The 13,043-nt window shown below is 42.3% G+C and carries 11 protein-coding genes; 5 read left to right on the top strand and 6 right to left on the bottom strand.

The features are described from left to right. Positions 1-19: 19 nt before the first annotated feature. The 3 genes from HMPREF9010_RS04680 to HMPREF9010_RS04670 form a co-directional block, all read right to left on the bottom strand. A complete protein-coding gene (locus HMPREF9010_RS04680; protein WP_004301683.1) occupies positions 20-1,696 on the bottom strand; it encodes a glycoside hydrolase 43 family protein in 1,677 nt (558 codons plus the stop codon). A 154-nt stretch (positions 1,697-1,850) separates the two neighbouring features. Then, positions 1,851-3,092, bottom strand: coding sequence for a DUF4861 domain-containing protein (locus HMPREF9010_RS04675; RefSeq protein WP_004301684.1), 1,242 nt, complete (start codon positions 3,090-3,092; stop codon positions 1,851-1,853). Positions 3,093-3,256: 164 nt separating this feature from the next. Further along, positions 3,257-4,876: a glycoside hydrolase family 28 protein gene (locus HMPREF9010_RS04670; protein ID WP_008650832.1), complete on the bottom strand. Its 1,620-nt coding sequence runs from the start codon at positions 4,874-4,876 to the stop codon at positions 3,257-3,259. A gap of 351 nt (positions 4,877-5,227) precedes the next feature. Here HMPREF9010_RS04670 and HMPREF9010_RS04665 point away from each other — a divergent pair, with 351 nt between their 5' ends. The 3 genes from HMPREF9010_RS04665 to HMPREF9010_RS04655 are packed head-to-tail and all read left to right on the top strand — an operon-like array spanning position 5,228 to position 7,858. After that, complete coding sequence (locus tag HMPREF9010_RS04665) at positions 5,228-6,085, top strand: enoyl-ACP reductase (RefSeq protein ID WP_004301687.1); 858 nt, start codon at positions 5,228-5,230, stop codon at positions 6,083-6,085. Between the two features lie 6 nt (positions 6,086-6,091). Beyond that, entirely contained in the window at positions 6,092-7,099 is a 1,008-nt protein-coding gene (locus HMPREF9010_RS04660) for a hypothetical protein (RefSeq protein WP_008650833.1), read from the top strand. Between the two features lie 54 nt (positions 7,100-7,153). Beyond that, positions 7,154-7,858 (top strand): SAM-dependent methyltransferase, encoded by a 705-nt coding sequence (locus HMPREF9010_RS04655; RefSeq protein WP_004304520.1) that lies wholly within the window; start codon positions 7,154-7,156, stop codon positions 7,856-7,858. On the opposite strand, the gene HMPREF9010_RS04650 is transcribed toward HMPREF9010_RS04655, so the two are convergent. The 3 genes from HMPREF9010_RS04650 to HMPREF9010_RS04640 form a co-directional block, all read right to left on the bottom strand. After that, entirely contained in the window at positions 7,824-8,942 is a 1,119-nt protein-coding gene (locus tag HMPREF9010_RS04650; RefSeq protein WP_008650834.1) for a hypothetical protein, read from the bottom strand. The genes HMPREF9010_RS04655 and HMPREF9010_RS04650 overlap by 35 nt on opposite strands. Positions 8,943-9,005: 63 nt before the next feature. After that, positions 9,006-9,854, bottom strand: a complete 849-nt coding sequence (gene lipA / locus HMPREF9010_RS04645) for a lipoyl synthase (protein ID WP_008650835.1) — start codon at positions 9,852-9,854, stop codon at positions 9,006-9,008. Then, positions 9,854-12,064: a S9 family peptidase gene (locus HMPREF9010_RS04640; RefSeq protein WP_008650836.1), complete on the bottom strand. Its 2,211-nt coding sequence runs from the start codon at positions 12,062-12,064 to the stop codon at positions 9,854-9,856. The genes lipA and HMPREF9010_RS04640 overlap by 1 nt, the downstream gene beginning before the upstream one ends. A 154-nt stretch (positions 12,065-12,218) precedes the next feature. Between HMPREF9010_RS04640 and HMPREF9010_RS04635 the strand changes: the two genes are divergently transcribed. Together HMPREF9010_RS04635 and HMPREF9010_RS04630 are read left to right on the top strand one after the other, a co-directional pair. Next, positions 12,219-12,521 (top strand): hypothetical protein, encoded by a 303-nt coding sequence (locus HMPREF9010_RS04635; protein ID WP_008775454.1) that lies wholly within the window; start codon positions 12,219-12,221, stop codon positions 12,519-12,521. A gap of 139 nt (positions 12,522-12,660) precedes the next feature. After that, on the top strand, positions 12,661-13,029 hold the full coding sequence (locus HMPREF9010_RS04630) for a BlaI/MecI/CopY family transcriptional regulator (protein WP_004301694.1): 369 nt from the start codon (positions 12,661-12,663) through the stop codon (positions 13,027-13,029). Positions 13,030-13,043 lie beyond the last annotated feature (14 nt).

The following is a 13,043-nucleotide window of genomic DNA, read 5'->3' on the forward strand; positions in this document are numbered from 1 at the left end:
ATCCTTATATATACTTTGATTACTTCTTCGTAATACGGAACCAGTCAACGTCTGCCCAACCGCCGTCATTCGTTTTAATAGCCGGACGCGTACAGAACATACCGACTTTGGCACCAATCCATTGTCCTTCTCTTGCCTGGAAAGGAACACCTAATGATTCATATTTCTTTCCGTCGAGGCTATAGCTGAAATTACACATCACAATGAGGTCATGTCCGCCTTCACTACCCTTGATTTTCTTTCCGTCACAACTGAAACGCACTTTCAGATAAACCGTGTTTTGCGAAAGATCAACAGCGGCTTTCACTTCTTCTGGTTTGCCTTTATCTGCTCTGTCACATTCAACTTGCGACAGAACCAAACCTTTGTCTGTATTTTCTAGAACAAGTCCGGCATAATCCCTGCCCATAACGACAAGTCCAGTGCGTTCGCCTTTATTCTTTTGGTTAGGGCTGAACGTCAGTTTCATTGTTGCGGTAAAATTATCAGAAGGAGTTTTTTGTAATAAGAGGTTGGCTACATCCCACAGGTTCTTATAATCTTCTACTACCGGATAAGAGTATAATCTGACATAGCTTTTGTCACCTGCATAATACGCCCATTTTTCATTAATGTTAGCATGCCATTGCCACTGCGGAGAAAGTGTATACCCATCAAATTCGTCACTTTCTTGTGGAGTGCAGATAGGATATGTTTTACCGACATTTGGCTTCTTGTAAGTCAAAACAGGTTCTCCGCAGCCGTCACCGTCTTTATCAATACCGATAATAGGCCAGTCGTTCACCCATTTCATCGGTTGGAGATGCATAATGCGTCCGTAAGCACCGACATCTTGAAAGTGGAGGAACCAGTCTTCTCCGGTAGGAGTATCTACCCATGCACCTTGGTGAGGACCGTTGACAGGAGAGTTACCTTGCGCAAGTACTGTTTTCCATTCGTAAGGACCGTAGATGTTTTTAGAACGTAATACGACCTGCCAGCCTGTCGGCACACCGCCGGCCGGATGGAAGATATAATAATAGTCGTTTCTCTTGTACATTTTAGGACCTTCGCAAGTCTGATGTGCTTCGTGACCGTCGAAAATTATACGGGAAGGAGTGATCGCTTTTGTTGCTTCTGCATTCAGTTCGCAGATAGTGATTACACTTTTCAGTCCGGCACGACTTCCTGCGTATGCGTGTACCATATATACTTTTCCGTCTTCATCCCAGAACGGGCAAGTGTCAATGATACCTTTTCCCGCTTTCACCAAGACCGGTTCGCTCCACGGACCTTTCGGATCTTTGGCTTTCACCATAAAAGCTCCCTGATCGGGATCTCCCCAAAAGATGTAAAACTCACCGTTGTGATGACGAATAGCCGGAGCCCATACACGATTGCCGTGTTCCGGCCGTTCCGGAGTTTCGATAGGGGAGAGGGCATTGGGAACTGCGGCACCGATGATTGTCCAGTTGACTAAATCTTTAGAATGAAGGATTTGCAATCCCGGCAAACAGTTGAAACTGGATGAAGTCATATAGAAATCATCTCCTACACGGCAAGCATCCGGATCGGAATAGTCGGCATAAAGCACCGGATTTTTGTATTTACCGTTTCCGAGGTCGGAAACCCATACTTCAGATACATAGTTCTTCTGTGCTACTGCGGTGAAAACCGTTAATAAGCAAAAGGCTAAAGTCTGTGTCAATCGTTTCATGTTATAGATAGATTATTTATAGATATGATTCGTTGGTTTTATCTGATGGCAAAGGTAAATAAAAAGACTCTGCACAAGGAGGAATATTTGTGCAGAGTCATAGAAAAATTGGTAGATACCTCGTAATTTTTGTTTAGTTGTATTTGTTTCTACCCTATTTATTGGGGCGGTTATCTTTTATTCTCACTGTCACCGGATGAGCCAGCTCTTCTTTCCATTCGCGGAGATGAGCAAACCATGCTTCCGGCGTTTTATATCCGAATGTCTCTTTCATCGAGGTGAAAGTCGTGTGATACTGGAAATATTTATTTCCCGGGGCGGTAATTGTATAAAGGAAGTTGGCTTTATCCTTTTCTTCCGATTTTACATAACGTTGGGGAATACAAGTGCCCAGCCCTACAGTTTCTTTAGCATATTTTACGGTATCGTTTACCGGCCAGTCCGTTCCCCAACTTCCTACGAGTCCTTTATGATCGGAGAAAGATTTGGAAGTACCTACGATGTCTTGCACACCTGTGCAGAAAATTTCTTTATCGAGCGGTTCGTCAAAGAATGCTTCGATATGAAGATCGCGATGTCCGGCATAAAGCGTGTAGCGTGTCATCATATTCAGTTCCTGGTCCTGATATTTCCATCCGGTTACTTCTATTTCTGCAATTACACGTACCGGTCCATAAGAGACGATACGTTCTGTACGAGTGTCCACTGGAGTAATATGGGTTGCCTTTTGTCCGTCCCAACCTTTCAATGCACCCGGTCCGCAACTGTCGAACACGCGAAGTACGTCATCTCCGAATCCTTTAGCTAACTGCTCATCCGTCGGATAGAACTGCGATTCTTTGATTTCCAGTCCTTTGTTGAACTTGCCGTAAATATCCGGTGTCTGTTTTTCATTGAAATAAAGACGGTATCCTACCAGTTCCGATTCCAAAACCGGACCGTGAGGACGTACCATGCTGTATATATTGCTAGTGCCGGGAACGGTGATAGCCTGTACCCGTTGATGTTTACCTTTCTTGTTGTCTACAATAAACATATCGGCATAAACTCGTTCAGGATAAGTCTTTGTACTCTTTTCCGAAGAAAGTGTAACCTGAAATGTTTTTCTACCATGGGCAGGAAGATCGGCAACAAAGACCAGTTCGTCCATCTTGCGGTCCCGGTTCAAATCGTCCAACTGCGAAGGAATTTCCTTCCTTCCTTCCATGACAACGGCTGATTTTACTTTGAAACCAGCGTGCAACTCATGTAGATTGATAACAACCGGAGCATCCGCTTTGGGCTGATTCCAGTTGTTTTGTACTTCAACTGTGATGGTTTTCTCCTGTTTCTGCGTTTGGGCAGACAGGCTGAAAGCTCCTAAAAAGAAAGTAATAATAAAAAGATTCTTCTTCATGTTTCTAAGGCTGAAATTATACGTCGTATTTCTCCTTGCAAAAATAGCAGAAAAAATAGCAGACTGTGTCTCTTTTGAGGAGATTATAGTCTGCTATTTGAGCTTTTTACTCTATATAATGATATTGTGGTTTCTATTTTGCATCACAGAATGGCAATGAGTTTTTATTTGAGACTTAAAATCTCCTCTTTTGCACCTAATTCCTCATATACCTTTCCGTCTATAGTCAGATTCTTGGCATTCTTAACGTTTAATATATTGTTACCTTTAGAAGATTCTACATAAATATTTTCCAAAGTAACTCCGTCTACCTGACTGATAACAACTCCATCCGCAGCTTCCGTCATCACAACGTTTTTAACGGTAATATTGCTGATGGGCATTTCCGGCAGTCCGTTGAAGAACATGGCACGTCCCGAACCTCTGCAAACAATATTGGAAATATGAATATTGCGGAAAGCTGGTGTTTCTTCTGTCACCGGAGGAATGGCAGTTTTCATACGGCTCAACAGATCTTCTTCCGATTCTTCACCGGCACCTTTTCCACCGTAGAACAAGTCGAACAATAAGGGTTCATTCGGAATATTAATCATATTGATATTGTTAATGTAGATGTTTTCTACCACACCGCCACGTCCGCGGGTACTCTTGAAACGTAAACCTACATCTGTACCCATAAATGTGCAGTCCTCTACATAGATATTCTTCACACCGCCGGACATTTCACTACCTACCACGAATCCGCCATGTCCGTGCAATACTGTATTGTTTTTCACGATAACGTTCTGGCAAGGTTCTCCACGACGGCGTCCATCTTCGTCTTTACCGGATTTGATACAGATGGCATCATCTCCCGCATCAAACACACTATTGATAATTAGAGCGTTTTTACAAGATTCCAAGTCGATAGCATCACCGTTTTGAGAATACCAGGGGTTGATGACCATGATATTATTTACTGTGAAATCTTCGCAAGACAATGGGTGCAGACACCAGCTTGGTGAGTTTTTGAAAGTAACTCCTTCCAACAGCACCTTCTTGCTTTTGACGATGCTTAACAACACCGGACGTAACCATGGACGGATTTCAGCCCATTCTTCATCTGTGTTGATACCTTCGGGGACATTGAAGTCTTTGCAAGCCATTGCACCTCTCAGTGAGCCGGCAGTGGGATACCATATCTCTTGTTTCTCGTCGAGAACACCTCCCGAGTTTACCAGCTTTTTCCATTGTGAAGCAGTCAGCTTTCCTTTTTTTACCGGACGCCAGCAGTCACCGTTTCCGTCAAATGTACCATGTCCGGTGATAGCTATATTTTCTGCATTGCGTGCTGAAATCGGTGATTGGCAACGACGAGTCTCGAGTCCTTCGAAAGAAGTGGCAATGATAGGATATGCTTCAAAATCACCGGTAAAAAGTACCAGCGCATTTTGTTCCGTATATAGATTTACATTGCTCAACAGCTCGATCGGACCAGTCAACCAGACACCTTCCGGGATAATCACTTTACCCCCTCCGCGTTGATTCACGTCTTTAATAGCATCGTTGATAGCTTTGGTATTCAGGAACAGACCGTCTCCTTTGGCTCCGAATTTCTCAATGTTTACTTCGTAAGCAGGGAAAACCGGTTGCTGTACTTTCGGCATTTCAAAAGGTAAATTCTGGTAAAGAGCGTCACTGATGGAGCTTTCTTTTACGGTAGTCTCGCTTTGTTTACATCCTGATGAGATAAACGGTAAACAGCATAGGGCCATCCAGAAGAGTCTTTTTGTCAATGTGTTCATTTAGTAACTTATTTCTATAGGGTTATACATCTATTGTTTTTCTTGGTAATTGGGTGATGATTAATGAGGGCGATTTCATAATTCTTATGTCCTTCCGCAGGCGATCTGTCGCAGGCAGCCTGCAGGAGAGGAATAAGACAAATTCATGTTAACCTAATTCTAACCTTAAATAAATATTATGAAAAAACCTCTTAATTATCGATTGCAAAGATAGGTGGCAAACCCCAAGAGGATGTGGACTAATTGATAGAATACGTGTATTTTTTGTCATTTCTGTCTATTATTTGCACACTTCTCGTGTTTTTATGCAGAAAGTTCCTATCTTTGCACAAAATTTAACTATTAAAAGATATGAGTTATAACTTGTTGAAAGGAAAAAGAGGTATTATCTTCGGTGCTTTGAACGATCAGTCTATTGCCTGGAAAGTAGCAGAGCGTGCCGTAGAAGAAGGTGCAACTATTACATTATCAAATACTCCGATGGCTATCCGTATGGGAGAAGTCGACGCTTTGGCCCAGAAATTAAATTGCCAGGTTATTCCGGCAGATGCCACCAGTGTAGAAGATTTGCAAAATGTATTCAAGACCTCCATGGATATACTGGGTGGACAAATTGATTTTGTACTCCACTCTATCGGTATGTCTCCCAACGTGCGCAAAAAACGTACTTACGATGACCTTGACTATGGAATGTTGGATAAGACATTGGATATTTCAGCTGTTTCATTCCATAAAATGATTCAGTCGGCCAAGAAATTGAACGCTATTGCTGATTACGGTTCTATCGTTGCTTTGAGCTACGTGGCCGCGCAGCGTACTTTCTACGGCTACAATGATATGGCAGATGCAAAGGCATTGCTGGAATCTATTGCACGTAGCTTTGGTTACATCTACGGACGCGAACATAGCGTACGTGTGAATACTATCTCGCAGTCTCCTACATTTACTACTGCCGGTTCGGGCGTGAAGGGTATGGATAAACTGTTTGATTTCTCCAACCGTATGTCTCCTCTCGGAAATGCTACGGCTGACGAATGTGCCGATTATTGCATCGTGATGTTCTCCGATCTTACCCGTAAGGTAACTATGCAGAACTTATTCCATGACGGTGGATTCTCCAGTGTAGGTATGAGTCTTCGTGCCATGGCTACTTACGAGAAAGGACTCGATGAGTATATGGACGAAAATGGTAACATCATTTACGGATAAAAAAATATGAAACTACGGATCTCTCTTCTTATTATTTTAATGAGTATGCTTTTCGCCTCCTGCGGGATAAGCACAGGAAAGGGTACGGAGCAGAAGGAAGAAGAGATTTCTGTTCTGAGATATGATAAGCTGTTGAGCGAATATGTTCGCTCCAACAGTTTTTCTGCTATGCAGAAGTTGACGATGGACTACCGTATGCCGACGAAAATCCTGATTGAGGATGTATTGTCTATCGGTACAGTGAAAGATGATACCATCTCGCAACGTCTGCAAAAATTCTATTCGGATACGACTTTGGTTCGTTTGCTTAGCGATGTAGAAGCAAAATATCCTAATCTGGATGAAGTGGAAAAAGGACTTAGCAAAGGATTTCGGAAACTGAAAAAGGAAGTGCCTGATACGAAAGTGCCGTTTATCTATTCGCAAGTATCCGCTTTCAACGAATCTATTATTTTAGTGGATTCTTTATTGGGAATCAGTCTTGATAAATATATGGGGGAAGATTATCCTCTTTATAAGCGTTTCTATTACGATTATCAATGTCGCTCGATGCGTCCGGAACGGATTGTGCCGGATTGTTTTGCTTTTTATCTTTTGAGCCGTTATGGAATGAACTATCATGAGGGTACTTGTTTGATTGACTTGATGATGCATACGGGGAAGATCAATTACGTAGTGCAAAACTTATTGGGATATAGTGATATTGGTGAAGCAATGGGGTATTCTAAGGAGGAAAGCGACTGGTGCAAGGATAATGAAAAGGAGATATGGAATTATATCTGTACCAACGATCATCTGCATGCTCGTGACCCGATGGTGATCCGCTATTATATGAAGCCTGCTCCTGCTGTTGATATGTTGGGTGCTCAAGCTCCGGCATTGATAGGTACATGGATGGGAGCAAGAATCATTGCTTCTTACATGAAAAAGCATAAGGATATGAAGCTGAAAGATCTTCTGGAATTTACTGATTACCACGAAATGTTAAGTGAATCTAACTACCTGGCTTCCTGAATCGTTTCTCTTTCTTATTTCTCAATTTTTAATTTTCAATTCTCAATTTAATAAGTGGAAACTGCCCTTTATTTGTTGCCCGTGACTTTAGGCGATACACCTATTGAAAAGGTGTTGCCTTCTTATAATAAGGAAATTATTTCCGGTATCCGGTATTTTATAGTCGAAGATGTTCGTTCTGCCCGTCGTTTCCTGAAAAAGGTGGACCGGGAGATTGATATTGATGCGTTGACATTTTATCCGTTGAACAAACATACTTCACCTGAAGATATTTCCGGTTATCTGCAACCTTTGGTAGGCGGAGCTTCAATGGGAGTTATCTCCGAAGCCGGTTGTCCGGCGGTAGCTGATCCGGGAGCGGATGTGGTTGCCATCGCACAACGTAAAAAACTGAAGGTAGTTCCTTTGGTTGGACCCTCTTCAATTATTCTTTCCGTGATGGCTTCGGGCTTTAACGGGCAGAGCTTTGCGTTTCATGGTTATCTGCCGATTGAACCGGGGGAACGTGCCAAGAAACTGAAAACATTGGAGCAGCGTGTGTATGCTGAAAATCAGACACAACTTTTCATTGAGACGCCTTACCGGAATCATAAGATGATAGAAGATATTTTGTTAAACTGTCGTCCTCAAACAAAGCTTTGTATTGCTGCCGATATTACATGTGAAGGAGAGTATATACAGACGCGTACTGTGAAGGACTGGAAGGGACATGTGCCTGAATTGTCTAAGATTCCCTGTATTTTTCTCTTATATAAATAACGTCTTTTAGGTGTTCATATTCATCTTCGAAACAGCTACTGAAGAAGCCTTTTCCCAAGTTTTCCTCTATCTGTTTGAAGCTCCATAGCTTACTGTTCTTAAAGCGAGGGGTACAAAGGATGGAATCATCCTTGATATCAACGATGAATAAGTAGATAAGACGATTGGTTACTTCATTCTCAAAGTGATAAACGATATTGAACTCTGGCTTGATATCTTTTTCGTGCGGGAAAGCATTGTTAATCAAACGGGTGGCACCCGCCTCTAAAGATTCTCCATATCGGAGATAACATTCCATGGGAATGTCCACTTTTCCTTTGTCCAAAATGGCTGTTGACGGTCTGTCGCAAAGGAACAGCATTCCATGAGTGGATATGGCAATTCTTATCACCGGATTGATGTATGCGTTCTTATAATTAACAGCTTCTATCGCAGGGGTTTTCCCGATCACGTCTCCTTTGGTATTCACAATAGGAACATATTCTGTGTGAGACATTAGGTGATTGAAGAAACGGATAGCGATCTGGTTGAACAGGATGCTCATAAGAAAGACAGTAGGAGGTAACACTTTATAGAGTACAAACAGACTTGTCTTACTTAGTGGGTTTTGGAAAATGACGGTGATGCTGATTATAATAAAATGCAGTATTCCGAAAATCAAGGCAATGCGAGCAGATACAACGGCGGCTTCTGCTCCCTGAGCATATAAACGTTTGTTGCAAGAACCTATCTGTTTTAAGAAGTGGTTGATAAACCTTTTCTTATGCATATAAAGACTTAGCATTGGAATGAGAATACTGACTTCCAGAGTAAGCGGGAGCGCACCGGGGGGAACATAATCACCAGGAATGAGAGCTGCTACGGATAATAGTGCCAGCACTCCGGTCGCTATATAGAGGATAAAATTAGGAATTAACAATCCTTTACGTCGATAAGAAAGGTATATTCCTATAATACCTATACCTGTACCGATGTAAATAGCCGTGTCTTGCGTTATAAGTTCACACAATAAAATGGAAATAATAACGGGGATAAAACCCAGCGACATGTTAAATGCGGAAGAAAGTATTCCTTTATGATCCATCTCTATATTTATGTTTATTTGTCGGTTCTATCTATAAAACAAATAGTGTATGTGTTTTGTTTGCTAACGAATATGTTTCTCTGCATGGTAGGAGGAACGAACAAGGGGAGCACTCTCTACGATGTTGAATCCTTTCTCTAAACCAACTGTTTTATATTTCATGAATTGCAGCGGAGTGATGTATGCCACAACGGGATAATGCCGATGACTCGGTTGCAGGTATTGCCCTATGGTAAGAATCTGGCAACCGGTTGCTAGCAGATCGTCCATCAATGTTTCGACTTCCTCCGGAGTTTCACCCAGTCCGACCATTATGCCGCTTTTAGATTTGACTCCCTTTTCGGAAATATGTCTGATAACCTGTAAGCTTGTATCATAATTTGCTGCACTGCGGACTAGTGGACTAATGCGGCGCACAGTTTCCATATTGTGTGATATGATGTCGGGCCGGGCGTCAATTACTAAATCTACCAACTCCATTCTGCCTTGAAAATCCGGAATCAGTACTTCAATGGTTGTCTGTGGATTCAACCGTTTTATCTCCCGGATGGTACGTGCCCAATGCTCTGCACCCAAATCAGGTAAATCATCCCGGTCTACAGAGGTGATGACGGTATGATCCAATTTCATCAGTGCGATGGATTCTGCTACATGGGTAGGCTCGTTTGCATCTAACGGATGGGGACGTCCTGTCTGTGTGTTGCAAAATTTACAGCTACGCGTGCAGATGTCACCGCCAATCATGAAGGTGGCTGTTCCTTTTCCCCAACATTCCCCCATATTAGGGCAACGCCCACTGCTGCATATCGTGTGCAAGCAGTGGGAGTCGACAATTCGCTTTGTTTCGGTGTATCGTTCGTTGGCACCGATATTAATTTTCAGCCATTCGGGCTTACGTACTCTATCCGTCATTATAAGTTGTTCAAGAAGAAGTTGGTCAACCGTGTGTACAAGTGTTGGCGGGTGTTGCCACCATATATTCCATGATTACGGTTCGTGTACACTTGCATATCAAATTGTTTTCCAAGCTGAACTAACTGTTCGGCATATTCTGCACAGTTCTGGAAGTGAACATTGTCATCTGCCATACCATGTACCAGCAACAAGTTGCCATGAAGTTTGTCGGCACGGGTGAAGGCTGATGATTCCTTATATCCTTCCGCATTTTCTTTGGGAGTGCGCATGAAACGTTCGGTGTAAATCGTATCATAGAAACGCCAGTCGGTCGGTGCGGCTACTGCTACTCCGGCTTTGAATACGGGAGTTCCTTCGCTCATGCTCATAAGAGTCATGTATCCGCCATAACTCCAACCCCAGATACCGATGCGGTCTTTGTCCACATACGTTTGTTTGCCTAGGTAAAGCGCTGTTTCCACCTGGTCTTTGGCTTCTTTGACGCCAATTTTTAAATAGGTACATTTCTCAAAAGCTTCTCCACGGCCTCCAGTGCCACGACCATCTACACATACCACGATATAACCGAGGCTTGCCATGTATGTCTCCCAGCTGATTCCCCAAGTATCTAATACCTGTTGGGAACCCGGGCCACTATATTGATACATCAGTACCGGATATTTTTTGGATGCGGAGAAATTAACCGGTTTCATCATCCAGCCATTCAACTTCACGCCATCTGTAGTCTGGAAAGTAAAGAACTCTTTTTGTGGTACTGCATATCCGGACAATGTTTGCTTCAACGCATCATTTGTAATAAGCGTTTTGAGCGTTTTGCCTGAATTATCGTTCAAGGTAACCAACATAGGAGTATCCAAGCTGGAGAACTTGTTCATATAATACTTCATCGATTTGCTGAAGAGAGGCGTATTGGTTCCTGCCTGTTGAGACAATTTGGTCTTTTTGCCTTTCTTATCTATTTTATAGACAGCCTTGCGCAGAGGACTCTCTTCGTTGCTGGTATAATAGAAAGAACCATCTTCTTCATCATATCCCAGAAAATCTTTCACTTCGAACTTACCGTTAGTAACCTTTTTAATCAAGTTACCTCCCATGCTATACCAATAGAGATGACTGTAACCGTCACGTTCGCTAAGCATGCTGAAATATTCGGGATAGAACTGGATGTTATCGAAAATATTCTCCTTTATGTAATAAGGAGATTCATCACGGAGCATTAGTTTGCAAAGTGTTGAGCGAGGATCGGCAAAGTAGAGGTCGAAACGGTCTTGATGACGGTTTAATGTCATGATAGCCAATTTGTTGGCATCCTTTGTGAAACGGATGCGTGGAATGTATCCATCTGCATCCAGCGGGAGTTTCATCGTACGGGTGACGTGTGACTTGATGTCATACGTGCGTACTTCTACTTTCGAATTCGGGTATCCGGCTTTCGGATACTTGTAGGTATATTCACCCGGATAATCTTTTAAGGCATCAATACGGGGTGCCTGTCCGGCAAATACCGGAAAAGAGTAGGAGGGAACTTCTGACTCATCGAAGCGGATGAAAGCGATCAGTGTATTATCAGCGCTGAATTCCAAAGCACGGTCGAAACCGAACTCTTCTTCATACACCCAGTCGGGGATGCCGTTGATTACAGAGTTCTGTTTGCCATCCTCCGTAATTTGGCTTTCACTGTTGCCATAAAGCAGCTTAACAAGAAATATGTTATTGTTGCGGACAAAAGCAATCATTGTACCGTCTGGAGAAAAGACGGGGACCTGTTGAGGTCCACCGTCAGACAGCCGTTCAATAATGTTGTTTGTCGTAACGCCCTTATCATTTCGTTTCAAAGGGTAAATGTAATGTACAGCTGTGTATGAATGCCTATATATAGGTGTCGTTTTAGTAGCAATCAGCAATTTCTGACCGTCGGGCGAGAACTGGTAACTGTCGAAGTTCTTGAAGTCACATTCGCGTGTAGTGCTTACATCGAAAATCACTTCTACTTTCTCGCCTGTTTTGAAAGAGTATTTAATGATCTGCGTGCCGTCGGCGTTCATCTGCGTGTAGTGTTCGCCATCAGGCATGGGGATTACTCCCTGGATATTTTCCGGGCGGAAACGTCCGGAGGTGATATCTTTTAAATCGAGTGCCTTTTGTCCTTGTGCCATTCCGGTCAGACAGAGAAGGCAGAGTAATAAAGTGATGCTGATCTTTTTCATCTGCTTTTATAATCGGTTTTGGTTTTAATTCGTACTTGCAAAAGTAACAATAAACTTAGATTCAACAAAGCCTGACCGATTTTTATATAGATTTGATAAGGATTATTGGGTGAGATTCAATATCTTTGTGAAAAGGACTTTAAACATTACCACTATGAATTCAAAAAGAAAAGACTTGCAATATGCTTCTGTCTTCTTATTGGCCGTAGCATTGACATTCCTGTTGGGGAAGGGGGATAATCTGTGGTTGGTATCGTGGGGTGACTTGATACCGAGTTTGTTTGTGCTGTTCATAGCAGGTGATTGTTTGCATAGTTCCCTGCTCCGTATCAAACGCGGCGAAGAGGATGGAGGAGCCCGGTGGAGTACTTGTTTCACTTTTCTGGTATTCAGTATTGTTTTTATGGGCGACTTATTTTATATCGGCAACTTTATTGTCAATAAACTGTGGAGCTAAAAGAGATGTAATAAATCTGTTTCACAGGTGTTTAATAGTAGATTATTCGTCTTAACTATATCTTTTAGTTTACTTTAACTAGATAAATTAGTTTATGAACTAAAACTTTTCGTTATTTGCGGCAAACAAAGTTGCAGATATGAAAGGATTAACAGCAAAAGAAGAAGAAATCATGGGCTTTTTCTGGGAAAAAGGTCCCTTGTTCGTGAAGGAAATGTTGGCTTTCTATGAAGATCCCAAGCCACATTTCAATACATTATCTACGATTGTGCGTGGGTTGGAAGAAAAAGGTTTTCTAGCTCATTATACTTTCGGAAATACCTATCAATATTATCCCGTAGTTAGTGAAGAAGATTTTCGTAAAGGAACGCTGCGGAATGTGATTAGTAAGTATTTTAATAATTCTTACCTGAATGCCGTTTCTTCTTTGGTTAAGGAGGAAGATATTTCCTTGGATGAATTGAAACAGCTCATCGAGGAAGTGGAACAGGCTGACAAAAAACACTAATCTATTAAACGAAA

The sequence above is a fragment of the Bacteroides sp. 3_1_23 genome (assembly GCF_000162555.1).
In the GTDB taxonomy this organism is placed as follows: Bacteria; Bacteroidota; Bacteroidia; order Bacteroidales; family Bacteroidaceae; genus Bacteroides; species Bacteroides ovatus.

Coding starts and splice junctions, on each gene's coding strand:
- HMPREF9010_RS04675 (WP_004301684.1), bottom strand. CDS start 3,092: ATGAAGAAGAATCTTTTTATTATTACTTTCTTTTTAGGAGCTTTCAGC.
- HMPREF9010_RS04640 (WP_008650836.1), bottom strand. CDS start 12,064: ATGAAAAAGATCAGCATCACTTTATTACTCTGCCTTCTCTGTCTGACC.
- HMPREF9010_RS04635 (WP_008775454.1), top strand. CDS start 12,219: ATGAATTCAAAAAGAAAAGACTTGCAATATGCTTCTGTCTTCTTATTG.
- HMPREF9010_RS04650 (WP_008650834.1), bottom strand. CDS start 8,942: ATGGATCATAAAGGAATACTTTCTTCCGCATTTAACATGTCGCTGGGT.
- HMPREF9010_RS04630 (WP_004301694.1), top strand. CDS start 12,661: ATGAAAGGATTAACAGCAAAAGAAGAAGAAATCATGGGCTTTTTCTGG.
- HMPREF9010_RS04665 (WP_004301687.1), top strand. CDS start 5,228: ATGAGTTATAACTTGTTGAAAGGAAAAAGAGGTATTATCTTCGGTGCT.
- HMPREF9010_RS04680 (WP_004301683.1), bottom strand. CDS start 1,696: ATGAAACGATTGACACAGACTTTAGCCTTTTGCTTATTAACGGTTTTC.
- HMPREF9010_RS04670 (WP_008650832.1), bottom strand. CDS start 4,876: ATGAACACATTGACAAAAAGACTCTTCTGGATGGCCCTATGCTGTTTA.
- HMPREF9010_RS04660 (WP_008650833.1), top strand. CDS start 6,092: ATGAAACTACGGATCTCTCTTCTTATTATTTTAATGAGTATGCTTTTC.
- lipA (WP_008650835.1), bottom strand. CDS start 9,854: ATGACGGATAGAGTACGTAAGCCCGAATGGCTGAAAATTAATATCGGT.